The 24,062-nt window shown below is 70.3% G+C and carries 24 protein-coding genes, 2 tRNA genes and 1 pseudogene; 6 read left to right on the top strand and 21 right to left on the bottom strand.

Features of this window, described 5'->3' with window-relative positions:
* Positions 1 to 26: 26 nt before the first annotated feature.
* A complete protein-coding gene (locus ACWCQK_RS07240; protein ID WP_451152798.1) occupies positions 27 to 749 on the bottom strand; it encodes an ANTAR domain-containing protein in 723 nt (240 codons plus the stop codon).
* 142 nt (positions 750 to 891) lie between these two features.
* Between ACWCQK_RS07240 and ACWCQK_RS07235 the strand changes: the two genes are divergently transcribed.
* Positions 892 to 1,323 carry an STAS domain-containing protein gene (locus tag ACWCQK_RS07235; protein WP_451152796.1) on the top strand — a complete coding sequence of 144 codons (432 nt, stop codon included), beginning with the start codon at positions 892 to 894 and terminating at the stop codon, positions 1,321 to 1,323.
* A 9-nt stretch (positions 1,324 to 1,332) separates the two neighbouring features.
* Positions 1,333 to 1,803, top strand: a complete 471-nt coding sequence (locus ACWCQK_RS07230) for a PPOX class F420-dependent oxidoreductase (RefSeq protein ID WP_451152794.1) — start codon at positions 1,333 to 1,335, stop codon at positions 1,801 to 1,803.
* Positions 1,804 to 1,897: 94 nt separating this feature from the next.
* Here ACWCQK_RS07230 and ACWCQK_RS07225 read toward each other — a convergent pair whose 3' ends face one another.
* The 10 genes from ACWCQK_RS07225 to ACWCQK_RS07180 all read right to left on the bottom strand — a co-directional run bounded on the left by ACWCQK_RS07225 (position 1,898) and on the right by ACWCQK_RS07180 (position 14,176).
* Positions 1,898 to 2,698 carry a TetR/AcrR family transcriptional regulator gene (locus ACWCQK_RS07225; protein WP_451152792.1) on the bottom strand — a complete coding sequence of 267 codons (801 nt, stop codon included), beginning with the start codon at positions 2,696 to 2,698 and terminating at the stop codon, positions 1,898 to 1,900.
* Entirely contained in the window at positions 2,683 to 4,281 is a 1,599-nt protein-coding gene (locus ACWCQK_RS07220; protein WP_451152790.1) for an MFS transporter, read from the bottom strand. The genes ACWCQK_RS07225 and ACWCQK_RS07220 overlap by 16 nt, the downstream gene beginning before the upstream one ends.
* A gap of 124 nt (positions 4,282 to 4,405) precedes the next feature.
* The gene (locus ACWCQK_RS07215; RefSeq protein WP_451152788.1) at positions 4,406 to 6,700 is read right to left on the bottom strand and encodes a glycosyltransferase family 39 protein; all 2,295 of its coding nucleotides are present in this window, start codon (positions 6,698 to 6,700) and stop codon (positions 4,406 to 4,408) included.
* Positions 6,697 to 8,220: a glycosyltransferase gene (locus ACWCQK_RS07210; protein ID WP_451152786.1), complete on the bottom strand. Its 1,524-nt coding sequence runs from the start codon at positions 8,218 to 8,220 to the stop codon at positions 6,697 to 6,699. The genes ACWCQK_RS07215 and ACWCQK_RS07210 overlap by 4 nt, the downstream gene beginning before the upstream one ends.
* A 14-nt stretch (positions 8,221 to 8,234) precedes the next feature.
* Complete coding sequence (locus ACWCQK_RS07205; RefSeq protein WP_451152784.1) at positions 8,235 to 9,923, bottom strand: ATP-binding protein; 1,689 nt, start codon at positions 9,921 to 9,923, stop codon at positions 8,235 to 8,237.
* A 286-nt stretch (positions 9,924 to 10,209) separates the two neighbouring features.
* Positions 10,210 to 10,947: a response regulator transcription factor gene (locus ACWCQK_RS07200; protein WP_451152782.1), complete on the bottom strand. Its 738-nt coding sequence runs from the start codon at positions 10,945 to 10,947 to the stop codon at positions 10,210 to 10,212.
* Between the two features lie 291 nt (positions 10,948 to 11,238).
* Positions 11,239 to 12,237 carry a DUF2797 domain-containing protein gene (locus tag ACWCQK_RS07195; protein WP_451152780.1) on the bottom strand — a complete coding sequence of 333 codons (999 nt, stop codon included), beginning with the start codon at positions 12,235 to 12,237 and terminating at the stop codon, positions 11,239 to 11,241.
* Positions 12,238 to 12,385: 148 nt separating this feature from the next.
* A complete protein-coding gene (locus ACWCQK_RS07190) occupies positions 12,386 to 12,742 on the bottom strand; it encodes a hypothetical protein (protein ID WP_451152778.1) in 357 nt (118 codons plus the stop codon).
* Positions 12,743 to 12,815: 73 nt separating this feature from the next.
* Complete coding sequence (locus ACWCQK_RS07185) at positions 12,816 to 13,499, bottom strand: TNT domain-containing protein (RefSeq protein WP_451152776.1); 684 nt, start codon at positions 13,497 to 13,499, stop codon at positions 12,816 to 12,818.
* A 338-nt stretch (positions 13,500 to 13,837) separates the two neighbouring features.
* Positions 13,838 to 14,176: a hypothetical protein gene (locus ACWCQK_RS07180; protein WP_451152774.1), complete on the bottom strand. Its 339-nt coding sequence runs from the start codon at positions 14,174 to 14,176 to the stop codon at positions 13,838 to 13,840.
* A 40-nt stretch (positions 14,177 to 14,216) separates the two neighbouring features.
* Here ACWCQK_RS07180 and ACWCQK_RS07175 point away from each other — a divergent pair, with 40 nt between their 5' ends.
* Positions 14,217 to 14,525 (top strand): hypothetical protein, encoded by a 309-nt coding sequence (locus ACWCQK_RS07175; protein ID WP_451152772.1) that lies wholly within the window; start codon positions 14,217 to 14,219, stop codon positions 14,523 to 14,525.
* A gap of 425 nt (positions 14,526 to 14,950) precedes the next feature.
* On the opposite strand, the gene ACWCQK_RS07170 is transcribed toward ACWCQK_RS07175, so the two are convergent.
* The 7 genes and pseudogenes from ACWCQK_RS07170 to ACWCQK_RS07140 form a co-directional block, all read right to left on the bottom strand.
* Positions 14,951 to 16,141 (bottom strand): HTTM domain-containing protein, encoded by a 1,191-nt coding sequence (locus ACWCQK_RS07170; protein ID WP_451152770.1) that lies wholly within the window; start codon positions 16,139 to 16,141, stop codon positions 14,951 to 14,953.
* On the bottom strand, positions 16,131 to 16,868 hold the full coding sequence (locus ACWCQK_RS07165; protein ID WP_451152768.1) for a DUF5819 family protein: 738 nt from the start codon (positions 16,866 to 16,868) through the stop codon (positions 16,131 to 16,133). Before ACWCQK_RS07165 ends, ACWCQK_RS07170 begins: the two co-directional genes overlap by 11 nt.
* Before the next feature lie 114 nt (positions 16,869 to 16,982).
* Positions 16,983 to 18,134 (bottom strand): ice-binding family protein, encoded by a 1,152-nt coding sequence (locus tag ACWCQK_RS07160; protein ID WP_451152766.1) that lies wholly within the window; start codon positions 18,132 to 18,134, stop codon positions 16,983 to 16,985.
* Positions 18,135 to 18,489: 355 nt separating this feature from the next.
* Complete coding sequence (locus tag ACWCQK_RS07155; RefSeq protein WP_451152764.1) at positions 18,490 to 19,128, bottom strand: hypothetical protein; 639 nt, start codon at positions 19,126 to 19,128, stop codon at positions 18,490 to 18,492.
* A gap of 56 nt (positions 19,129 to 19,184) precedes the next feature.
* Positions 19,185 to 19,562 carry an STAS domain-containing protein gene (locus ACWCQK_RS07150; protein ID WP_451152987.1) on the bottom strand — a complete coding sequence of 126 codons (378 nt, stop codon included), beginning with the start codon at positions 19,560 to 19,562 and terminating at the stop codon, positions 19,185 to 19,187.
* A gap of 204 nt (positions 19,563 to 19,766) precedes the next feature.
* The gene (locus ACWCQK_RS07145; protein ID WP_451152762.1) at positions 19,767 to 20,402 is read right to left on the bottom strand and encodes a DUF5994 family protein; all 636 of its coding nucleotides are present in this window, start codon (positions 20,400 to 20,402) and stop codon (positions 19,767 to 19,769) included.
* 314 nt (positions 20,403 to 20,716) lie between these two features.
* Positions 20,717 to 21,012 (bottom strand): annotated as a pseudogene (locus ACWCQK_RS07140) (NUDIX domain-containing protein); the annotation flags it as partial.
* A 104-nt stretch (positions 21,013 to 21,116) separates the two neighbouring features.
* Here ACWCQK_RS07140 and ACWCQK_RS07135 point away from each other — a divergent pair.
* Both ACWCQK_RS07135 and ACWCQK_RS07130 read left to right on the top strand, forming a co-directional pair.
* Entirely contained in the window at positions 21,117 to 21,461 is a 345-nt protein-coding gene (locus tag ACWCQK_RS07135; RefSeq protein ID WP_451152760.1) for a hypothetical protein, read from the top strand.
* A 316-nt stretch (positions 21,462 to 21,777) separates the two neighbouring features.
* Positions 21,778 to 22,041 carry a tyrosine-type recombinase/integrase gene (locus ACWCQK_RS07130; protein WP_451152758.1) on the top strand — a complete coding sequence of 88 codons (264 nt, stop codon included), beginning with the start codon at positions 21,778 to 21,780 and terminating at the stop codon, positions 22,039 to 22,041.
* Here the strand turns inward: ACWCQK_RS07130 and ACWCQK_RS07125 are convergent.
* The 3 genes from ACWCQK_RS07125 to ACWCQK_RS07115 form a co-directional block, all read right to left on the bottom strand.
* On the bottom strand, positions 22,038 to 22,589 hold the full coding sequence (locus ACWCQK_RS07125) for a YcxB family protein (RefSeq protein ID WP_451152756.1): 552 nt from the start codon (positions 22,587 to 22,589) through the stop codon (positions 22,038 to 22,040). The two genes, ACWCQK_RS07130 and ACWCQK_RS07125, sit on opposite strands and share 4 nt — an antisense overlap.
* Positions 22,590 to 22,736: 147 nt before the next feature.
* Positions 22,737 to 22,809: transfer RNA gene (locus ACWCQK_RS07120), tRNA-Arg, on the bottom strand.
* A 203-nt stretch (positions 22,810 to 23,012) separates the two neighbouring features.
* Positions 23,013 to 23,103: transfer RNA gene (locus ACWCQK_RS07115), tRNA-Ser, on the bottom strand.
* Between the two features lie 171 nt (positions 23,104 to 23,274).
* On the opposite strand from ACWCQK_RS07115, the gene ACWCQK_RS07110 reads away from it, so the two are divergent.
* Positions 23,275 to 23,811: an SSI family serine proteinase inhibitor gene (locus ACWCQK_RS07110; RefSeq protein ID WP_451152754.1), complete on the top strand. Its 537-nt coding sequence runs from the start codon at positions 23,275 to 23,277 to the stop codon at positions 23,809 to 23,811.
* Positions 23,812 to 24,062 lie beyond the last annotated feature (251 nt).

The raw sequence follows: 24,062 nt of genomic DNA, 5'->3' as shown, positions 1-24,062 counted from the left end.
GGCCCTGTCGGCGTGCGGACGGCATGTCACGCGGGTTTGTTCGCGTCGACGATCCGGCGGGCCAGGTCGCGCAGTTTGATGTTCTCCCGCTGCGAGGCCCGCACCAGGCTGTCGAAGGCCTCCGCCGCGTCGATGTTCAGCCGCTCCATGAGGATGCCGGTGGCCTGGCCGATCAGGTCCCGGGTGCGCATGGCCTCGGTGAGCTGCTCGCGCACGGTCGCCGATTCGAGCGCCAGGCCGACGTGCGCGGTGAACAGCCGCCCGATGCGGACGGCGGCCTCGTCGAAGGCCCGCGGCTTGCGGGCGTACACCGTGAGCACGGTCAGGCGCCGGCGGTCGGCGCGCAGCCGCAGCGCGAGGGCCGCGCGCAGCCCGAGAGCGGCCAGATCGTCGTCGCCCTCCTCGGACTCGCTGTCGTCGAGCCGTACGACCGGCGCCTGCCAGAGCTGGTCCCAGTACGGGTGCGCGGCGCGGGCCCCGTTCGGGGACTCGGCGGCCCGGACGACCTCGTCCGACCAGGCGACCGTACGGCGGTGCTCGGCGCGGTCGAGGACGGAGATCCCGGCGTGTTCGGCGCCGGGCAGGATGTGCACGGCCAGGCGGACCGCGGTGCGCAGGGTGCTGTGCGGGGTGACCGTGTCGTGCAGTTGCTGAGCCGCCACCGTCAGGGCTTCGGCCAGCTCGAACCCGACCGGAAAGCGGGGCAAATCAGGAAACTCGGACGCAGTCACCACGAACCTCTTCGGCATGCACGGCCGGCTTGGCCATGCGCAGGAGAGCTCCGCAGCACATTCCCGACTGCGAGCAAAGGACGGAGAGCACTTTATCTGCTCCGTTGCGTGGAAGTGACGCCCGGCTGACGGACCGTCCGAACGCCTTTCACAGCCGGCCATGGGCATGATGGAATGGACGACAGGTCAGGAAGTGGCCTCCCGGTCCCCGGACGAGTACGCCCTCTGCCAGGTGAGTGCCGTGACCTTCCTCCCGACGTCCTGCGGGGTGCGCGACCTTCCCGGCTGCACCCTGTTCACCCTGCCCCCCGAGATAGACCTCTCCAACAGCGCGCCGCTGCTCGCCGCCGTCACCGCCGCCGTGCACGCCCGCGGCGGCCGGTTGGCGATGCTGGTCCTGGACCTCACCGGGACCCGCTTCATGGACTCCCAGGGCGCCCGTCTCGTCGACGACGTACGGCGCCTGCTGGACCGCACCCCGCTACGGGTCGCCGCGTCACCGCACGGAGTGCCCCGCCGCGTCCTGGACCTGACCGGCGTACGACGGGACGTGCCCGTGTACGACGACGTACCCGAGGCCCTGTCCGCCTAGGCTGGGCCCATGGCACCGAACATCGCTACCAACACGACTGTGGCACTGGAAGAGTTGCTGGACTTCGTACGTCCCCGCCACCGCGCCATCCTGCTGACCCGGCGGGCCGACGGCAGCCCCCAGGGGTCGCCGCTGACCTGCGGAGTCGACGACTCGGGCCGGATCGTGGTCTCCACGTACCCGGAGCGGGCCAAGACCCGCAACGCCAAGCGGGATCCCCGGGTCAGCGTCATCGTGCTCAGCGACGACTGGAACGGCCCCTGGGTCCAGGTCGACGGCACGGCCGAGGTCGTCGACCTCCCGGACTCGGTGGAGCCGCTGGTCGAGTACTACCGGAACATCGCCGGCGAGCACCCGGACTGGGACGAGTACCGGGCGGCCATGGTCAAGCAGGGCAAGTCGGTCATCCGCGTCACCCCCGAACGCTGGGGCCCGGTGGCGACCGGCGGCTTCCCGGCGCGGCTGGTGGCCGGGGAGTAGGACGGGCGGGAAGCGGGGCGGGCACGGGAGAGCCGGGCCCGCCGGGAGCGGGGCACCGCGGGAGAGCCGGAAGCGGGACGCGCGCCGGCGCGGGTCAGCCGCGTTCCACCATCGCCTCGATGCCCGCCACCAGCAGGTCCAGGGCGAAGGTGAAGTCCCGGTCCATCATCTCGCCGACCGTGTCGCCGCCGCGGGCCGCCATGATGTCCTTCGACTCCTGGAAAACCTCGGCGGCGCCCGGGGACTCGTTCACCGCGCTCAGGGCCTGCTGGAAGTAGTCGTCCGGGCTCATCCCAGTGTCCGCGACCCGGGCGAGGAAGTGGCCCTCGATGGTGCCGTAGCCGTAGACGAACTGGAGAACGGCGGAGATGGCGCCCGTGACACCGTGCGCGGGCAGCCCCGTGCGGCGGATGACGTGCTGCACGAGCCGGGAGAACGCCAGCGAGTTGGGGCCGATGTTCAGGTACCGCCCGGCGAGCGGAGACAGCCAGGGGTGGCGCACCAGCAGCGCCCGGTACTCCGTGGCCAGCGTCCGCAGCTGCTCGCGCCAGCCGGCCCCGTCCGCCGCGTCCCCCGCGTCCGGACCGGGCAGGCGCAGCTCGCCGAACGCCTGGTCCAGGGCGAGTTCGAGCAGGTCGTCCTTGGTGTCGACGTACCAGTAGACGGACATCGCGGTCACGTTCAGCTCGGCGGCCAGCCGGCGCATGGAGAATCCGGCCAGCCCCTCGGCGTCCAGGAGCCGGACCGTGGCCTCGGTGATCCGGTCCCGGTCCAGACCCGACGGCTGCCCGCCGCCGCGCCCGCCGCGACGCGCCTTGCCCGCCAGCCACACACTGCTCCGCGCGGCCCGCTCGGCCGCCTCACCCGCCTTCACCGCTTTCACCGCTTTCCCCATGGCGCACCTTCCTCGACACTCCCGCGGCCCCGGTCACGACGCCCGGTGCCCGCCCCGTCGCCGGGCTCCCGAACCGCGGCTCCGGGAATCGGACCCTGGGCCACCGCCACCTCCGAGTCTGCCCGCTGCGCCCTGTGCAGCAACGCCGCCGCCAGGAACCCGCCGAGCAGCACTGCCACCGCTCCCACGAACTGGCTGGTGGCCAGCCCGGAGGAGAACGCGTCGGTGACACGGCCGCGCTCCCGCTCCCCGTCGGCGGACGCCAGCGCCGCCGGCAGCGAGCTCGCCGTCACCGGGATCAGGGCGGCGAACCGCGAGTTGAGCACCGCGCCCAGGACGGCGACGCCCAGCCCGTTGCCGAACTCGGCGAGCGTGCCGTTGATCCCGGCGCCCACCCCGGCCTTCTCCGGTGGGATCGCCCCCATGATGGCGTGCGCCATCGCGGGGTTGGCGACCGCGCAGCCCGCGCCGATGAGCAGCAGACCCAGCAGGGTGCCCCCGTAGCCGCGGTCCGTGAGCGTGGCGATCGACACCAGGCCGCCGGACATCAGCGTCATGCCCAGCCCGATCGACACCGGCGTGCCCAGCCTCGTCGTCCACCTCGCCGACAGGCCCGAGAAGTTCAGGACCACGACGGACAGCGCGAGCGGCGCCGTGCGCAGGCCCGCCTCCAGGGGGCCGTATCCGAGCACGTACTGAAGGTGCTGGGTGAGCAGGAACAGCGCGCCGCCCATGCCGAAGGTGATCAGGACCACGCCGGCGACCGCGCCCGTGAAACGGCGGTCCCGGAAGAAGTGCGGGTCGAGCATCGGATACGGGACACGGCTCTCCCAGTGCGCGAACAGGGCGAGGACGGCCACCGAGACGGCCGCGCTCACCAGCACCCGTGCCGACGTCCAGCCGTGCGCGGGGCCGGAGATGATCGCGAACACCAGCGAGGCCATGCCGATCGTGGACAGCAGGGCGCCGAGCAGGTCCGGGCGGCCGTCCCGGGGACTCCTGGACTCGGGGACCAGGGCCACCACCGCGATCAGCCCCAGCGCCACGACCGGCAGGTTGACCAGGAAGATCGCGCCCCACCAGAAGTGGTCCAGCAGGAAGCCGCCGACGAGCGGACCGATCGCGAAGCCGAGGGCGTTGACCGCGGCCCAGACGCCGATCGCCCTGGCGTGCTCCTCGGACGTGAAGATCTGCATCACCACGGCCAGGGTGGTGGTCAGCAGGAGCGCGCCGCCGACGCCCATGCCGGCCCGCGCGGCGATCAGCCGGCCGCCGGAGTCGGCGAGCCCGGCCACCAGCGAGCCGGTGCCGAACAGGACCAGGCCCACGACGAGCAGTTTCTTGCGTCCGTAGCGGTCGGCGGCACTGCCCGCGGTGAGCAGCAGGCCGGACTGCACGAGCGAATACGCGTTGATCATCCACTGGAGGTCGGAGGTGGTCGCGCCCAGCTCACGGGTGAGCGAGGGGATGGCCACGTTCAGCACCGTGTTGTCGAGCAGCACGGTGAGCTGCGCCAGGCAGATGACGCCGAGGATCAGCCAGCGCTGGGGGTGGCCCTGGGCAGCGGGGGCGGGAAGGGGCATGTTCTACACCGTAGAACAGCTCTTGTACGGCGTACAACGGGGAAGGGCGGTGGCCGTGAGCCACCGCCCTTGCGCCTTGGTGCCGTCCGCCCTCCGCCCTCCGCCCTCCGTCGCGGGCCGGGAGTCAGCTGTTCGTCGGCTGCGTCAGGTCGTAGAAGGTGGCCGAACCGGCCGTGACCTTCTTGAAGTTGCTCTCGACCCACGAGGTGATCTGCGCGGAGGTGCCGGTACCGCTGCCGCCCATGCCGCCGCCGGAGCCGCCGGAGATGAAGTAGTGGACCTTTCCGTCCGTCACGTACTTCTTGAACTGCGTCAGCGTCGGGGACGGGTCGGTGCCGTTGAAGCCGCCGATGGCCATCACGGCCTCGCCGGTGGAGAGCTGGTAGCTCGCCGCGTTCTGCGCGCCGATGGCCGCGGCCGCCCAGGTGTACGCGCCGGAGTCGGTCTCCAGCAGCTTCTTGGCCTCGGAGCCGACGTTCGCGCCGTTCAGCAGGCCGCCGGCGCCACCGCCGCCCATGCCGCCTTCGCCCGTCCCGCCGCCGGGGAAGCCGTTGCCGTTCGGGGTCGTGCCGTTGCCCTGCCGCCCCTGGGCGTTTCCGCCGCCGGGGAAGCCGCCGGTGGCGCCGCCGCCCGGGAAGCCGTTGCCGTTCCCGGTCGTGCCGTTGCCCTGCTGCCCCTGGGCGTTGCCGCCACCAGGACCGCCACCAGTGCCCCCACCGGGACCGCCGCCGTCACCGCCGAAGCCGCCCCGGCCGCCGCCTCCGCCGCCCGGACCGCCGCCCATCATGCTCGCGCCCGCCGGACCGGCGGTGACGATGGAGCCGGTGTGGCCTTCCTGGAGCGTGCTGAGGGTGTACGCCGTGGGACCGGCCAGCGCCGCCACGACACCCACCGCCGCCGCGGCGAGGGCCGCCCCCCGGTTCACCCGGCCCGCGAAGACCAGGCCGAGCGCGCCGGTCAGGCCGCCGACCAGCACCAGCCACTTCAGCCACGGCAGGTAGTCCGCGGTGCGGTTGAGCAGGACGTAGCTCCACACCGCGGCCGCCACGACGGAGGCCGCGAGGCTGATCGACGCCCACGTCTCGCGGCGCCTCTCCCACAGGGCGCCCGCGCCCATGCCGATCACGGCCGCCATGTAGGGGGCCAGGGCCACCGTGTAGTACTGGTGGAAGATGCCCGCCATGTAGCTGAAGACGACCATGGTCATCAGCAGCGAGCCGCCCCAGACCAGGAACGCGCCGCGGGTCACCGACGTCCGCGAGAGCCCGCGGGTGGCGACCAGGCCCGCGACCAGCAGGACCAGCGCGGCCGGCAGCAGCCAGGAGATCTGGCCGCCGATCTCGGAGTTGAACATCCGGTCCCAGCCGGTCTCGCCCCACTGTCCGGTGCCGCCCCCGCCACCGCCACCGCCGACACTGCCGGTCTCGTCGCCGCTGAGCCGGCCGAGGCCGTTGTAGCCGAAGGTCAGCTCCAGGAAGCTGTTGTTCTGCGAACCGCCGATGTAGGGGCGGGAGGACGCCGGCCACAGCTCGACGATCGCGACCCACCAGCCGCCCGAGACGATCAGCACGAGCGTCGCCAGCGCCAGCTGCCCGAGCCGCCTGCCCAGCCGCACCGGAGCGCAGACGCCGTACACGATCGCCAGCGGCGGCAGGATCAGGAAGGCCTGGAGGGTCTTGGCGAGGAAGGCGAAGCCGATCGCCGCGCCGGCCCACAGCAGCCACTTCGTCCGGCCGTCCTCCAGGGCCCGGACCACGAGATAGCAGGCGACCGCCATCAGCAGCGCCAGCATCGCGTCCGGGTTGTTGAACCGGAACATCAGCGCCGCGACGGGGGTGAGCGCGAGCACCCCACCGGCGATGAGACCGGACGCGGGGCTGAACCGGCGGCGCGCACCCGCGTACACGACGGCGACGGTGCCGACGCCCATCAGCACCTCGGGGACGAGGATCGCCCACGAGCCGAGCCCGAAGACCCGCACCGCCAGCTCCATCGGCCACAGCGAGGCCGGGGGCTTGTCGACGGTGATGGCGTTGCCCGCGTCCAGCGAGCCGAAGAAGAACGCCTTCCAGCTCTCGCTGCCGGCCTGGACGGCCGCGGAGTAGAAGGAGTTGGCGTAACCCGAGGCGCTCAGGTCGTACAGATAGAGCAGAGCGGTCGCCAGCAGCAGGCCGAGGAAGGCCGGGCGCACCCAGCGAGGATCCTCGGGGCGGCCGCGCCACAGTCTCCGTACGAAGGGCTGCCGCGGTTCGCCGGCCCCGGGGGCGGGCGTCCGCACGGCGGCCGACTCCTGGGGCGGGGCGGTCGAGGACGGGGTCCGCTCCTGGGGCGGGGCGGTCGAGGGTGATGCGGTCGGAGGCGGCCCCCAGGTGGCGGGCGCACCTCCCTGGCCGGTCGTCCGGTCGTACTGGGTGGTCATCGTGAGTCCCCCGGGTCGGTGTCGTAAGGGCGCACCGGCTGGAGCCGCGTGGTCGCGTCCCGCCAGGTGCCGTCCGCGGCCTCGTCGGCGCGGAACCGGGTCGTGTCGTGCGCGGCGGCGTACGGCTGCCGCGCCGCCGGGCGCTGCGGCAGCGGGTCGTACGGGCCATAGAGGTCACCCGGGCTGTACGGGTCGTCGGACCGTGCCGGGAACCGCGCCGTCGGGCAGGCCGACGAGGACGGGGTGTGCGAGGCGACCACGGTCGAGTGGGCGTCGGCCTCACCCCGGTCCGGGAACACCCAGGCACGGAAGAGCAGGAAGCGCAGCACGGTCGCCGCGAGGTTGGCGGCGATCAGCACCGCGAGTTCGGTGGAGTGCGCGGGGCTGGGCGTCGCCGCGTTCAGGGCGGCCAGCGAACCGCTGGTCAGCGCGAGGCCGATGCCGAAGACGACGAGCCCCTGCGCCTGGTGCCGGACGGCACCGCCACGGCCCCGCACCCCGAAGGTCAGCCGCCGGTTGGCGGCGGTGTTGGCGACCGCCGAGACCAGCAGCGCGAGCGCGTTGGCGATCTGTGAGCCGGCGAAGCCGCGGAAGGCGCTGTAGAGCACCAGGTAGAAGAGCGTCGACAGGCCACCGACGACACAGAACCCGACGAGCTGACGGGCCAGCCCCTTGGGCACGTCCTGGAGGTCACGGTCGCGCGGATCGTCGCCGAACGGACGGGCGAGCCGGTCCAGGGGCAGCGAGCCGGTGGTCAGGGCCCTGCCCACCCGCCACACCCCCTTGAGGTCCTCGGTCGCCGTCCGCACGATGTGCACCGTGGAGTCGGGGTCGTCGACCCAGTCGACGGGCACCTCGTGGATCCGCAGTCCCGCGCGCTCGGCGAGCACCAGCATCTCGGTGTCGAAGAACCAGCCGGTGTCCTCCACCAGGGGCAGCAGCACCTGGGCGACATCGCGGCGGATCGCCTTGAAGCCGCACTGCGCGTCCGAGAAGCGGGCCTGCAGCGAGCCGCGCAGGATCAGGTTGTACGAGCGGCTGATGAACTCGCGCTTGGCGCCGCGCACCACCCGCGAACTGCGGGCCAGCCGCGATCCGATCGCGAGGTCCGAGTGGCCCGAGATCAGCGGGGCCACCAGCGGCAGCAGCGCGTTGAGGTCGGTGGACAGGTCCACGTCCATGTAGGCGAGGATCGGCGCCTCGGAGGCCGACCAGACGGTCCGCAGCGCACGGCCGCGGCCCTTCTGCTCCAGCCGGCAGACCCGCACCTCCGCGAGCTGAGCCTCCAGCCGCCGCGACACCCGCGGGGTCGTGTCCGTCGACGCGTTGTCCGCGATGGTGATGCGGAAGGGATACGGAAAGGTGCGCTCGAGGTGGTCGTGCAGTCTGACGACACACGGCTGGAGGTCCTTCTCCTCGTTGTAGACGGGGATCACTACGTCCAGGACAGGCGCACCGGCTGCCGCGGCCGGGAGGTGCTCCCGCGCCGGCAGGTCGCCGGGAGAAGAGTCGGTTCGCATGGCACCGACTTTTCTCAAGTGCCCTGTCGCACCCATGTGGTGGCACTGTGCTGCACCTGTGAGTCGAGTTGCCAGTTCGTTTCGGGCGCCGGCGTGGGCAGCGCCGGGCCGAGAGCCGGCAGATGCACGGTGAACACCGTCCGCCCGGGCACGCTGTCGACGGTCACGGCGCCGCCGTGCGCGGTCGCGACGGCCTGCACGATGGCCAGGCCCAGACCGGTCGACCCGGTGGCGCGGGAACGCGCGGAGTCGCCGCGCGCGAACCGTTCGAAGACGTGCGGGAGCAGGTCCGGGGGGATGCCCTGGCCGTCGTCCTGGACGTCCACGCACAGCCACGGTCCACGCCGTTGCACCCGTGCGGTGACGGTCGTACCGGGTGGGGTGTGGGTGCGCGCGTTCGCCAGCAGGTTGACCAGCACCTGCTGCAGCCGGGTCGCGTCCGCGGACACCAGGGCGGGCTCGTCGGGCAGCTCCAGCCGCCAGACATGGTCCCGGCCCGCGGCGCGGGCGTCGCTGACGCTGTCGACCACGAGCGGTACGAGGTCGGTCTGCTCGAACTGGAGCGGCCGGCCCGCGTCGAGGCGGGCGAGCAGCAGCAGGTCCTCGACGAGCAGCGTCATCCGCCCGGCCTCGGACTCGATACGGCCCAGTGCGTGCCGGGTGTCCGGCCCGACCTGCTCCCGGCCGCGCCGGGTGAGTTCGGCGTAGCCGCGGATGGAGGCGAGCGGGGTGCGCAGTTCGTGGCTGGCGTCCGCGACGAACTGCCGTACCCGCATCTCGCTCTGCTGGCGGGCGTGCAGGGCTCCATGGACGTGGTTCAGCATCCGGTTGAGCGCGGCACCGACCTGTCCGACCTCGGTGTGCGGGTCGGTCTCGGACTCGGAGACCCGTTCGCTGAGGTTCACCTCGCCGGTGTGCAGGGGGAGTTCGGAGACCCGGGTGGCGGTGGCGGCGACCCTGCGCAGGGGGCGGGTGGCGACGCCGACGAGCACGTATCCGGCGATGCCGGCGGCGACGAGACCGGCGGCGGTGATGCACACCTCGACCAGGATGAGGGTGTTGACGGTGTTGTCGACGTCCTCGGTGGGCAGCGCGACGTAGAACGCTCCGCGGCCGTTCTGGCTCTCGATGTACTTGACGCGGTAGTCGCCCAGGCCGGGAATCTCCACGGTCTCGTCGCCGATCCTCGACGCCCCGGCGAGCACGGCCTTCTGCGCCCTGCTGAGCGGGGTGAGGGTCATGCCGTCCGTGTAGCTCTTCGCGCTGGCGACGACGGCTTTGGCGATCCCGTCGCGGTCGCCGTCCATGACGGCGACGACGGTGCCCGGCTGTGTCGGGCCCCGGCTGGTGAACTCCAGCCTCTCGTCCGTCGTCAGCGAACTGTTGCCGATCACTCCCTTGCCGCTGCTGTTGCCACTGCCGTTGCCGTTGCCGTTCGGCGGGCCGGGGACGTCGCCGCTCGGCTTGGGACCGCCCGCGGCCCGCAGGGCGACGTCGAAGACCTGGTCGTCCAGTTGGGCGTACAGGTGGGAGTGCAGGGCGAGCGTCGTCACCGCGCCGATCACCGCGCACACGACGGCGATCAGCGCGACGGCGCAGACCACCAGCCGCGACCGCAGGGTCCGCGGAGTCCGCTGCCGCTTCTGCCTCTGCTTCTGCCTCTGCTTCTGCCTTTGCTTCTGCCGCTGTCTCTGCCTGCTCATCGCACTGCCTTCACCGAAGCGTCCGCAAGGGTCTCGGGGTGGGTCTCGGGATCGTCGCGCCGGGACTCACGACCAGGTGGAGGAGCCACCGGGGCACTCCTCCACCACACGGGCGGGCGCCCGGGGGCACTCCTCCGCGACACGGGCGGACGCCCAGGGCCGCTCCTCCACCACACGGGCGGGCGTCCTTGGACGCTCATCCGCCACACGGGCGAGCGACAGGGGACGCTCCGCCACCGCACGGGCGGCCGGTACGAAGCCCGACGGCGCCGCCGGGCTCCCGGCCTCAGCCGGCCGGCTTGATGAGGTAACCGGCCCCGCGCCGGGTGTGGATCATCGGCTCCCGGCCGGCGTCGATCTTGCGCCGCAGGTACGAGATGTACAGCTCGACCACGTTGGCCTGACCGCCGAAGTCGTACGACCACACACGGTCCAGGATCTGCGCCTTGCTGAGCACCCGCCGGGGGTTGCGCATGAGGAAGCGCAGCAGTTCGAACTCGGTGGCGGTCAGGTGGATGCCGTCCCCGGCCCGGGACACCTCGTGGCTGTCCTCGTCGAGGGTGAGGTCGCCGACGACGAGCACCGACTCGGAACGCCGGTCGGCCGCGCCGGCGCGGCGGATCAGTCCACGCAGCCGCGCCACGACCTCTTCGAGGCTGAACGGCTTGGTGACGTAGTCGTCGCCGCCGGCGGTGAGCCCGGCGATCCGGTCCTCCACCGCGTCCTTGGCGGTCAGGAAGAGCACCGGCACATCGGGCAGTTCGCGGCGCAGCCGGCCCAGGACGGTCAGCCCGTCCATGTCGGGCAGCATCATGTCCAGGACGACAGCGTCGGGCCGGAACTCGCGAGCGGTCTGGATCGCCCCCGTCCCGTCACCCGCGCTGCGGATCTGCCATCCCTCATAACGAAGGGCCATGGACAGCAGTTCGGTGATCGACAACTCGTCGTCCACCACCAGCACGCGGACGGGGCTCCCGTCCGGCCTCAGCAGTTCGGTGCGCCCCTGGGGCGAGGTCGTGGTCATGGTGGACACCATGTCGGGGCCCTCTGAGAGCACGCTTTCACTAATCTGTGATTTCCCTAAGAAACTCACAGGAGCCTCTCAGGGAAGTCCTGGGCAATTCCTTGCCAGGCAACGGTCCCTGGCGGTGCCGAGCGGATCCGCCCGCGTAGCGAGCGCTTGCCGCGAAGCCCGTGTCGCACGCCCCTGGTCGGTGTGGGCGGAGGGTAAGGCAGCATCCCAGTACGGGAGTTGCCGAGCGGGGCCCGGGGCGGGAGCGGGCGTCCCGGCCCGCTTCACCGGCCGCCCGGTCCGTCAGAAAAGTCCCTCCTGAACATCCGGCTCCCGAGTGAACTCCCTTACGGGAACGCCGATCCCCCGTACGGCGTGCCCCTCCGCCGGGATTTGGGGACCGCTCCGGACCGACGGACGGCCCGGGATCGGGGGACCACCCGGGACCGGTGGACCAGCCGGGACCGGTGGACCAGCCGGGACCGGTGGACCAGCCGGTACGAGCTCCCACCCGGTCATCAGCCGCGTGTCGAGCACCACGACCACCCCGTCGCCGCCCCCGCTCGCCAGATGCAGATCGGGGCCGGCCGCGGCGACCAACTCCCCCCGCACCACACCCCCGGCGACCAGCTCCCTGACCTCGCCGAAGGGGTCCGGCAGTCCGGCGAGCCCGAACACCCCGACGTGATCCACGGGCTGGAAGGGCTGACGGATCAGCGACTCGGGCCACGCGTCGAGCGCCACCGCCCGCGCGTGCAGCGCCGCGATCTCGGCCGCCCGCTCGTCCCCCGTAGCGGGCAGCGCGGACCGCACCGCGCGCTTGGCGGCGTACGGAATCCGGTCGGGCACCCGGAGCGCGGCCCGCAGCAACTCCTCGGCCCGCCGCGCCGCCATCAACGGCCCGGCACCGAGCCAGCTGAAACAGACGGCGCCCTGCTCCAGCAGCCGCGCCGACCCCCGTTCGAGCCTCGTGATCCCGACCTTGACCATGCCGGGCCCGAACCACGCCAGATACACGCGGTACGGCCGGGGATCATCGGCGAGGGTGTCGGCGGCCACGGAGTGCGCCCGGTCCAGCCGCGCACACTCCTCGCACCGCGCTCCCGTGCTCCGGCCGGACACCCCCGCCCGCAGCGCACACGGATTCCCGCGCGCCCCGACGCAGGTCCGCACGGCCCCGTCGGCGACCCCGAAGGCCACCTGTTTCCCCCACGACAGCGCGCTGCCCCGCCCGCCGTCCCACATCAGCACGGGACCGTCCGCCGACCACCGCAGTCCCGAGCACTTCCATGCCTGTGCCATCACCGTCGAGCGTAGAGGCCGCCACTGACAACGCCCCGGCCGACGCCATAACCAGGCGTTTCACGTGAAACACCCGTCCGCCCACCACCGAGAGCTCACCACTTTCCTACGCACCCGGCGTGACGCCGGACGTAGGACGGCTCCCGGCTCAGCCCTCGCCGGCCGCCCCATCGTGACGATGGAAATCGGCCCACGCCTGCCGCTGGATCTCCCCGGCGTCCGCGAGGAGATCGTCCAGCGACTGCGCCGGCCCCGAAGGGCGCGAGAGCGAACGGATGAGCGCGTCGTAGAGGTACGCGCAGGCCTCGGCCTCGGTGGCGAAACGCCGGATGACGCTGTCCTCGGAACGCTGGCGCACCCCCACGGTCCAGCCGTCGGCTTCAGGGCGCAGAAAGTAGGAGGCGTCCGCCGGTTGGACGGACACGTCGTGGGCGCCGGGGATGTCATAGAAGGCATCAGGAACGCCCGCCTCGCGCAGTCTTCCGACGAGCTCCGCGCTGTCCATCAGGTCCGTCCCCTCACCTGCCTCAGAGGGCCCCCGACCAGGTAGGTCCAAGGCCACGCCAAGGAGGGTTTCGTCAGGTTACATTCACTTCTTCCAGCTTGTGCGAGCTGACGAGCGCGGGGATCGGCGTGTCCGTCACGTACTGGAGGCCGAGGCCGGGCTGGCCGAACCAGGGCCTGATCGGGCCGGCCTGGACGGTGAACGGCTCGACGACCCGGTACAGGTGGTAGCTGTACGGAAAGGCCGTGACGTAGGTGTCGAGGTTGCTCGGCGGGATCGCGCGCTTGGCGTACGGCGTGCCCGCGGGGGCGAGGAAGTTGCCGAAACCGCTGCCGAAGAGGTCGAGCAACTGGCCCTCGCGCAGCGTCTCGGAGTGCTGTACCGGCTTGCCGTCCTTCAGCACGAAGCCGTTGTTGTCGGGGTACCACCAGCCCGACTTGCCCGACTTGGGATCCGTCTGCCAGTAACACCCGAGGAACCAGTAGGCGGATGTGCCGCCCGCGCGGTGGTAGCCCTTCAGCATCGCGCCGAGGGCCCCCGCCTGAGGCCGCGGCTTCGGTCCCAGCCGCCAGTCGTCGAGGTAGTAGCGATCGAGTTCCGTCGTCGGCGCGGAGTTGTTCCCGCGGCTGCGGTTCTCGGTGGGGCAGTGGGCTCCGTACCCCGCACGGGGGCCGTCGGCGGCCGTGGCCGGTGAGATGCCGATCAGCAGGAGGAGCGCCGCGATGGCACTCCCCGCGAAGGCGCGCAGTACGCGCATCCGGTGTCCCTTCTCCTCCGACGCCAGCCCGGCGCCGCCCAAGGGCGGGCGCCCGGTCGCGGTGACCGGCCGCCGGCCTCATCGTGTGACAGGCATACGTTCACCCACGGCATACGAGCGGGGGGCGCGCGCCTCACGGACAGTCACCCGGACAGATGAGCGGACTTCCCCGGTCAGCCGAAGACCGCCACGCCACGGCCACGGATCCCGAAGCCGGACGGAGACACCACTACGGGCCGACCACCAGGGATCGAAGCCCTGACGCCCGCATGATCACGTAAGCCGCCGTGCCCGCCTCGGTACGTGCCGGTGGCGCCGAAGGAATCCTCAACTCCACCTCAGAAGATGAGCGGAGTCCCAGCCGCCACCATGTCCCTGACATACGGTTCCTCCATCCGAACCGCCAAGAGGGCGGTCCCACCGGATGGGCCTTTCGTGGATACAGCTGTACGGCGTACCGCCCGTCTCGCCTCGACGTCGCTCTTACCGCGCACAGCGTTTACGGGTCCCGCGATCGCCTCTGACGGGACGCCGCTGGGAAAGCTGAGGTTCGTCGCGGTAGCCGGCGTGGCTGCGGCGGTCGTCCTCACCGGTTGCACCAGCAGTCCGGGCAACGACGGCCCGACGGCGCACAAGAGCCCCACTTCGGCTGCGTCGGCGTCGGCGTCGGCGAGCAAGGCGGCTTCCGGGCGATCTGAGCACATTCCCGGGGAGACCGTGACCGAAGCCCCGGATCCCGTGGACGGACAGGCTGTGGCCCGAGTCGCGAACGCTCGGGGAAATCGGGAGATCGACATCCCCGGCGGGATCAAGGCCGGGACGCTCTCCCTTTCCGTGAACTGCCAGGGGCGGGGCACGCTGACCGTCTCCGTGAAACCCATCGGCCTCGGCTTCCCCCTGGAATGCGACGCGGGAGAGGTCAGCAGTGCCTACAACGAGCTGCACCTGAAGACTGCCCGCGGCCGAGGAACGGTCTACGTAACCGCCCCGTCGCCCGTTCGATGGGCACTCACGGTCGGACGGTAGGAAGGACGGCGCCCGGCACCGCTGCCTGCGGCTGCGGATCGGATGGACGACGCGTTGGGCCATGACCCCAATGAGGAGATCGTGCAGTCGGACGCCTTGATGGCGTCATGCGCCCGGCCTACGTAGCCGTTGATGTCAGCCGTTGATGTCAGCCGTTGATGTCAGCCGTTGATGTCAAAGGCCCCATCGGGCGAACCAATGGGGCCTTTGACCTGTGTGCACTCGGCAGGATTCGCCACCCGCAACCTTCTGATCCGTAGGATCGGGCGGCGGGCCGCGCCCGATCCTGACGGCCCGTGATTCTGATCGCCCAGGTTGGTGATCGAGTTCGGCTGTGTGCCGTCGTTGCCGTCAGGAGCGCCGTCAGATCTGAGTTACGGAGACGGCACCACACCGCCCGCCCCAGCCCAGCACCCGTCTCTGCCTCAACCGCTCTTCGGGGGGACCTGAGGGGCCGCGGACCCGGCGGCGAGCGTGGTGTCCTTGCGGCCTGCCGGAAGAACGACTCGATGCTGCGAGCCGAGTGCACCGGGTCCGCCCTGCGTAGGTACGGTTCCGGATCCCGCCGCCCGTCCGGGTGCAGAGAGGCGGCCGTTCCCCCGCTGCACAGCGCGTCGGCAGAGGCGAGGCAGGAAGGCGTAGAGGCGGTCGGGCAGGAACGCGGCGTCCGCGACGATCATCGCGCCGGAGAAGAGAGGAAGCCCCAGGAGCACCGCGATGCCGATATGCATGCCGAGCAGCATGACGAGAACGGGGTACTTGAGCCTGCCGAAGAGCACGAACGGGAAGGCGACCTGGAGGAGCACGGTCATATAGCCCGCGATCGCGACCAGAAGCGTGTACTCGTCCACGAAGTGGGAGAGCGCGGGCCAGGGTCGGAACAGTTGGAGGTTCAGGGCGTAGTGAAGAGCGGTGCCACCGCCCCAGGAGGCGCCCTGGACCTTGTACAGACCTGCTGATCCATAGAGAAAACAGACCTGCGCCGCGATGACGAACATGCCGCAGTTGTGCACCACCGTGATCAGGGTCGTGCGGGCATCGCGGAGCTCCCGCGCGAACTGGTTCCCCGCAGGTTCCGGCGCGTTGCCCGCACGAACCGCCCTGAGCCGGGCTCTGCGCGCGTCCAGGGACCAACGCCGACCGCACGCGGTGAGGACGAGGTAGATGGCCATCAGCAGAATCAGGTTGTCGCCCCCGTCCGTCATGAAGATCGCGCGGGCATGGAACGAGGTCACCACGACAGCGAAGAGGACGGAGGTGACTCGGGTCCGCCAGCCCAGCGTGAACAGCGCTGACGTGACGAGGGCGAGCACGTAGCAGAGCTCGAAGTAGCCGCGGTTGTCGGACAGGGTCAGGATGCTCTTCCACCCGGTCTGCTCGAAGAGCTGGTGTGCCAAGGCGGGAGTCCACGGTGCGTCGGGGCCCCAGATCTCGGCACGGTGCGGGAACTCGCGCAGCAGAAAGATCAGGTAGAGCAGTCCGTAGCCGATGCGCAGCACTGACGCGGCGTACAGGGAGACCGGACGGCCGGTCAGGAGGCGCCACCCGGCGGTGATCCGCTCGGCGAGCCACCTCTCGGCGCCGGCGGCCGCGGTTTTCTGCGCCTCACTTCGCATGGCGGGTCACCTTCCACCAGGGCAGGAGCCGGTTCTCGACCGGTGTCGGCGGGCGATCGCCGACCGCGGCGCCGGGCGCGGCGACGGGTAGTGCGACTACGCGGAGCTGAATGAAGTCGAAGGTGCCGCCCTTGCGTGCGGCGACGCGGTCCGCGGCGATGTTGCTGAGGTACTTCTGCATCATCAGGGCCCGCTCCGTGCGCGACTTGTCGTCTCCTCCGTGCGAGTCGACGTAACTGGCCCAGGCACGGCGCAACATGTTCTGCGCCGTGTGGCTCGGGAACACCTGATGCTCGACTGCGGAACTGTCCACGGCGGTCAGGTCGAACCAGGGACTCACCCGAACCGATCCGTCGCGTTCGGTGTGTGCGGTTCTCACCAGAATCTGCCGGTTGACGGATTCGGGATCCGGGGCGAAAAGCCGCCAATTCTGTTCGAAAAAGGGGAACACCCACGCATTGATCTGCGGGCTGAATCGCTTGGACAGGGTGTTCGTCGGCGCCACGTGAAGAAATACCAGAACCACATGAACGACACTCGCCACCAGGCACAGGACAACGGTGGCACGCAGCCCGGCTCTCAGCGCACGGGCGCTTTTCGGCAATCTGGGCGGCGCGGCCGTGGCGTCAGGACCTTCCTGCACGACCGGCCCTGATTCGGAGTGCTGGACTTCTTTCACATCCGCTGAGTCAATTCCGCTCGACACCGCGCATCCTGTCTTTCTCATTTCAGCTGCTCGCGCTGCGTTTCGCGCTGACTGCCACCGACGGCGCGCGGCGGACTCGATGAGAGTCCCGCCGCGCGCCGTCATCCGGTGAGCGGACTGAGCGCGGTGCGCTGCCTAGCCCTCGTAGCTCTTGGCGTGGTCGTAGCCCTCGTAGCCCTTGGGCACCGAGTCGTAGCCGAAGTCCTCGTCGGACTGCTCGTCGTGGTCCGGCTTGCCGGGATGGGCGTACTGCTCGACGTCGACCTTGCCGCCGTGGCCCGGCTTTCCGTCGCCGCCGTGGTCGTAGCCGCCCGGCCCATGGCCGTGCCCGCCACCAGGGCCGCCGTGCCCGCCACCAGGGCCGCCGGTGGTGTTCCCTGCGGTGTTGCCCTCGGTGTTCCCGCCGCTGGTGTTCCCGGCCGTGTTGCCCGCGGTGTTGCCGGCGGTGTTACCGGCCGTGTTACCCGAGGTGCCGCCGGTCGTGACGAGGGGTCCGCCCAGGAGGCCACCGGTGACCAGGCCGCCGCTGACGAGGCCGCCACCGAGGAGTCCGCCACCGGTCGTCGTGCCGGCGGTCGTGCCGGTCGTCGTACCGGTGGTGGTTCCCGTCGTCGTTCCACCAGTGGTGGAGGACGCGCATCCGCTAAGGAAGATCCGGTTGTTGTTGAGGGTCACAGAACCTACCTCGGCCAGCAACCGGCCCTCGACGTTCGTTCCCTGGTTCACGGTGATCGAGTTCTCGGCCATGAGGGTGCCCACGAAGCTCGTGGTGACGCCGAGCGACGCATCCTCGCCGATCTGCCAGTACACGTTGCACGCCGAAGCGCCGTTCGTGAGGAGAATCCGACTGGAGGTCGCCGTCGTCAGGGACTCAGGAATCTGGAACACCCAGACCGCGTCCGAACTGCCCTGGCCGTCCAGGATCAGGTCGCCGGTGATGCCGACACCGGCCGTGGCGTGGTAGACGCCGGGAAGCAGCGCCGGCCCCCCGCCGATTCCCGCCGGAAGCGCGAAGTCCATGGCTTGGCCGGCGGCGTTGTTGTACGCCACGAGCAGGTCGGACTTGGCCTGGAGGGCCGCGGCGTCCGCCGCGTGCACGGCACCCTGCACCAAGCCGGGCGGGAATCCGCTGATCGCCGGGTTCGGGTGCGTCCCGAGGTCGTGGCCGAGCACCGAGTTTCCGGTGTTGGTCACTCCCTGACCCGCCAGAACGGAGTAGCTGGCGGCTGTGCCCAGAGGCACGGGCAAGGCGATCGCCGACGCCGCGGACGGCGTCAGGAAAACCATCGCAGCGGAAACTGTTGCGGCGAGGGCCGACGTGAGCACGCCGGACAAAGTGCGGCGGTGAGCGGCTTGGGGGATCTTCAGCTTCATCGAAGGTCATTCCTGTGGGGGGCCGTGGCGTACCGGGCCCTACCGATCACCCGGGAAGCCTTAACGTGTTGCTGCCGCCGCATATTACGCAGAAATATCCCCGCATCGACTTGACGGGGGCGGGGAAGAGAACAGTCCATTCGACCGGAGCACAGTGCTACGGAAATAATTTAATTTGCCTCCGGCGACCGAGTTTTCCCTCGAATGAACAGATTCCGATGGTCGGAAACCGCATTTTCCCCGCCAGGCACCGCACAACTGGCATTCGTCAGTCGGGTCGTTGGGTGCGGTTCTCGTGAGCCAGCCCGTCGGGGTGGGTATCCGTGCGAGGCCCCGGTCCGAGCGGAAGCACCAGGGCCCGCAGCACCAACTCCTCCGGCGGCTGGAGAGGCCGGAGACCTGGACGGTCCGACGGGCGGTGGACCGTCCCGATGTCCTGCCAGCCCCACGACAGGAAGGCGTCGCAGACCGCCGAGTCGGCTTCATCCACCAACGTCGCCCCGAGCGAGGCGTGGTGGTCGGCAAGCAGGCTTCGCTGAAGTCGGCGGGCGAGGTCTTGGTCGTCCGTGTGGGGGTGCAGCAGGGTCTCGGTGATCGCGAAGACGTGTCCGGAGGCGGTGAGCTGTTCGACGCTCCGCGGCAGGGGACCGTCGAACCCCTGCCACCACGTCCCCTCGCGCCGTACCGGAAATCCGTAGGCACACCCGGCGAAGGCCGTGTTCTCCGCGATCAGCAGCGCGAAGCCCGGCCGCCGGATGTCGCCGGTCAGCCGCCGTAGAAACGCCTCCCGGCCCCGGTACTCCTCGCCGGGCCGCGCCCGGGAGGACTCCACGTACAGATCGGCCAGATCCTCCTTGAGCGTCTCGGCCTGCCAGCGGTTCAGCCAGCGCAGGCGTAACGCGTGCACGGCCGACGGTGTGCTTCCTTCACCGTACGGCGGCTGCTCACGCCGTTGCGGGGCCGTCACCGCGCACCACATGCGGCGACCACACGGGACGGTCGTGCGCGAACGGTGAGTTCCGGATGAACGCGACCGGTGAGCACCGGGTGAAGCAGGAAGCCTGAGCCGGTGATCTCGATGATGTGGGCCATGGTCCGCGACGGGTGGTGCAGTCGCAGGGACGTACCGGCACCCGTGACCAGCCGGAATGCCGCGCGGAAGGCGTTGAGTCCGCTGACGTCGCAGAAGGTGACCGCCGTGAGGTCGACATCGATACTACGGATGCCGTCGCTCAGGCACTCGGCCAGCGCCGCGCTCACCTGCGGTGCCGTGGCCAGGTCGATCTCTCCCGCGAGGGTGATCAGCGCTCGGGTGTCTCGGTCGTGCCGGTAGACGTTCAGTTACGGAAGGGGCATAGCTCCTCGGTTCGATCGGCTCCCTGCCGGCGTCCCGCCAGAAACCTGATGGGGATCCTGAGGAAGCAGCCGTGATGGTCATCGCGGCAATGCGGGTCGCGGTAACTGCGACGGCAATGCGGTCGCAGTGACCGCGAGTTCAGGAGGTGGATGAGGAACAGGCCCCAGAACCGGTTGTCGCCATGAGCCTCACATCAACACCCGCCCGATCGGGGCCCCGGCGGATCCAGCACCTCGGGTTCCACCTGCGGCCATGACCGTTGGGATCCGTGGCCGTGCGGCCGGATCGTAGGCCGCGTGTCCGCCTTCGGAGTCCCACACCGCTTCTACTCCCCGGTCGGTCTCGGACACCGTCCGCAGACGCGCCGCCTCCTCCATCAGCCGGCTCGCGGTCGACGTACCCAGCGGATCGCTCGCGGCGGCCATCAGCCAGGCGGCCGGGACGGGATCCGTCCGCGGCGGAACCACCAATAGGTTCCACCGGCCCACGCTGTAGGAGAGCAGCAGCAGTTCGTGCGGATCCTGCTCGGACAGGAACCAACCCACGTTCACGACATGCCCGGCGACGGGCACCTTGCGCGGGACGACCGGCCAGTAAGTGGGATTCACCGTGACCCGGGTGATCCGCCCCCACAACGGATCCAGTCGGGCCGTCAGAGGGGGAAGCTCCGTCATCAGATCGCGCGAGTAGGGCCACCAGGCGCCATCGAGGAGAGCCGGCGCTGCGCCGACGGGAGCCAGCGACAGACGCAGTGCGGAGGAATCGGGTGCGGACGACGACGTCCGGTCTTCGAGTGTCGGCGAGAAGGTACTGGTCGCAGTCATGACGCGAACCCTGCCCCGGGCCGACCGCGGTCGGCCCGGCCTATTCGATCGCCGAAAACGACACGAGCGTGGCAGCCGGTGCGCGAAATATCCTCGGTCTTTCCAGCCTACTCCTCGGCCGAGGAGTAGGACCCGTCCCGTCTCCGGATGACCGTCCTCGCCTCTTCCTCCGGAACGGACCCGTCCTCGAAACGCTGTCCGGGAGGCAGAATTGATCACGAAGGAGGAGGCGGAGTGATCGCCGCTTCAGGCCGCATTCATGTCAACCGCTGACGTCGACTCGGCAGGATTCGGACCTGCGACCTTCTGATCCGTCAGCCGAGACAGGGCCGCTCACGGTGCTCCAGGAAGTGACGGATCCGAAGCCGCCGCGTGTGGTGCATCGGCAGTTGACCGATCTCCTCCGGCTGGACGAACCGCAGCTCCGTGGACTCGTCCGAGATCGCGAGCCGACCGCCGACCACGCGAGCGGTGAAGCAGACATTGAACACTGCCGGCGCACCTCACCGTGCGAGTAGGCCATGACGTGGCGAGGGTCGGTGTACGTGCCCACGAGGCCGGTGATCTCCACGTCCAGGCCCGTTTCCTCCGTCACCTCGCGGACGGCCGTACTGGCCGGCCGACGTCGCCAAGGGCGAGGTCCGCCGGACGACCTACGTCAACTACGAGTCCCTCGTACGCAACTACGTCACCTCGGAGTTCCGTCGGAAGAATTTGGTCCGGCTCACCGCCCGCGACATCCGGTCCTTCCTGGCGAAGACGACCGTCACCTGCCAGTGCTGCGCCCAGGGCAAGGGCAAGGGCAAGAAGCGACCGGAGCACAAGCGGCGCTGCCGCGTCCTCGGCAAGTGCCGCCAGAAGCTCCCGTCTGACCGGACCGTGCGCTTTCTGCTGGTGACCACGCGTGCGGCTCTCCAACACGCCGCGCGTGAGGACGAGCTGCCGCACAACGTGGCCCGGAACGTGGAGCTGGGCATGGGAACGAAGCGTGAGATCGAACCGCTCACGGTCCGGGAGGGGTGTCAGCTGCTGGCTGCGGCGCGGGACAACCGGCTGTGAGCCGCGTACGAGCCGGCGGTGCGTATCGGTCCGCGCCGCGGTGAGCTGCTCGGGCTTCGCTGGTCGGACGTGGATCTCCACGAAGGCGTCCTCACCGTCCGGCAGGCCCTACAGCGGGTCGGGGGCGAGCTGCTGATCGTCGCGCCGAAGACACAGCGCTCGGCTCGTCGCGTGGCCCTTCCGGCCGAGTGCGTGACCGCGCTCCGCGTGCCCAGCAGATCGCCGACCAGAAGGGAGCGGGCCGAGGTCTCGTCTTCACCACCAGGAACGGAACCCCCATCGAGCCGCGCAACTTGAACCGCTCCTTCGAGACGCCGTGCATCGCGCCGGCGTCCGCAAAGTCCGCTTCCACGACCTGCGCCACACGTGCGCGTCCCTCCTCCACGAACGAGGCGCCGGCACTCACATGATCATGAAAGCTCTCGGTCACAGTTCGATCCGGGTGACCATGGACGTCTACACCTTCGTCCGACTCGACTCGCAGCGCTCGGCGTTCGATCGCGTCGGGGATGCTTTACGAGGTGGCGGCAGCGACCCGAACAGGGGTGACGGTACGGACGGTGGCCCTGTAGCCGGCTAAAGCCGTTTCAGGTTCCGGTCCAGGATCGCCCGGAGCCGGTCCACGTCGGCCGGGTCCTGGGCACCCCTCTTGGGCAGTACCGCGACTCCGGCCGCGCGGTCACCGCCCAACAGCACGAAGAGCCCGGGCGTCTCCAGGTACTCCCGGAACACCGTCCAGTCCACGGTGAAGGAGACCCGCTCACCCGTGCTGACCGCGCCGCGGTCGTCGGCCACCATGCGGCACCGCCCGTACGACTCCACGACGCTGAACATCCGGCGCGCCATGGTGCGCAGCCCCCGTACAGCCCCCCAGGACGTGGCTGCCACGGAGAGCACCAGCGTGACGATCCACACCGGCACCGAAGCATCGTGGAGGGTCGAGAAGACGCACACGGCAACGATCGCGACCATCGGCGCCATGAGCACCTGGGCCCGGCCCGCCGGTGACCGACGGGCCCGCGCACGGAGCGCCTCCTCGAAGTCCTCGGCCGTCAGCTGGTAGGTGAACTCCACTGCCCTGCTGCGGTCCATGTCCTGCCGTGAGAAATCCCCACCCCTGGTGTCCATGAGCAGGGATCCTCCCAGGCGGGTCAGGAGCATGCCAAGATCAATTGCGCATCCCCGTCCCACTCCCGAACCGTCGCCGTCAACCGCTGCCGTCAACGCAAAAGCCAGAGGCCCAGTGGATCACTCCACTGGGCCTCTGGCTTGCTGTGCACTCGGCAGGATTCGAACCTGCAACCTTCTGATCCGTAGTCAGATGCTCTATCCGTTAAGCTACGAGTGCTTGTGTTCTGTTGTTTTGCCTTCGCTCCCGGCCCTTCCGGCCCGCTCGCGGCGACAGGAAGAACATTACATGACTGCCGCCGACATGTGAAATCCGTTAGCCGCACCCCTTGTGACCTGCGAAAACGCCGTTTCTGACGGTTTCGGGAGACGGCGGGGAACAGCGAAGCCCCGGTCGGGTGGACCGGGGCTTCGTTGATCGCGCGGAGGCGGAGGGATTTGAACCCTCGATGGGATTTGCGTCCCAAACCGCATTAGCAGTGCGGCGCCATAGACCGGACTAGGCGACGCCTCCAGCACAACCGCTCACGCGAGCGCGAGTGGTGCGTGCAGATGATGACACAGTCGAGCGCGCTGTCACCAATCGGCCTCTACGGTACTAGGCACTCGGGCCGTAGGGCAAAGCCTTACGTGCCGGTGCGGCGGGCGCGCGCAACGTACCGGGGCGCGTCGCGTTAGTCAGGTCATGTCGCAGCTCACGCCCCACGTCAGCGCCGGCCGTCTCCGCCGGTTCGCCGTCACCGCCGCCGCGTCCTTCGCCGCGGTCACCTCGCTGTCCGCCGCGTCCACGGCCGCGTACGCGGGGGTCGCCCCGGAAACGGGCGGGGCCGACCGCCCCGCCATGCCACCGCCCGTCCGGGACGAGGACCGGGCGCCGGGCACCGATCCCCTCGCCCAGTCCGACCACCTCACCGTCACCGTGCAGCAGGCGGGTGCGGCGGACGGGACGTACGAGCTGTACTGCCACCCCGGCGGGGGCAGCCACCCGGACGTGGAAGGAGCCTGCCAGGCGGTGGACCGCAACACGCGGTGGGGCGAAGAGACCTTCGCGCCCGTGCCCGAGAACAGCATCTGCACCCTGCAGTACGGCGGCCCGGCCACCGCGCATGTCACCGGGACGTGGGCCGGGCGACCCGTCGACGCGACGTTCGACCGGAGTGACGGGTGCCGGATCGCCCGCTGGGACCGGTTCGTGCCGCTCCTGCCCGACCTGGACGGGTAGCGACCGGTCGGGCGTCCGGCGCGGGCGCGACGCACCGGCGGCCCCGGGGCGGCCGGGGTCTGTCGGCCGGTGAGGAAGAAGAAAGTGGCCGCCGAGTCCGAGGGGGGTGGGCGGGCGCGGTCACGTGCGGGAGTGCCCTGGTGGAGACAACGGTCTCGTAAACGTCCCGCGAAGGTACCGCGAAGCCGGAGGAGCCGGTCACACGTTCTGTCGCAATTCGTCGTGCGAGCTCCCTCTCATCCGGCGCCGCG

The organism is Streptomyces sp. NPDC002306, assembly GCF_053593435.1.
The sequence above is the reverse complement of the archived record's forward strand: the minus strand, read 5'-3'. Positions and strand labels throughout refer to the sequence as shown.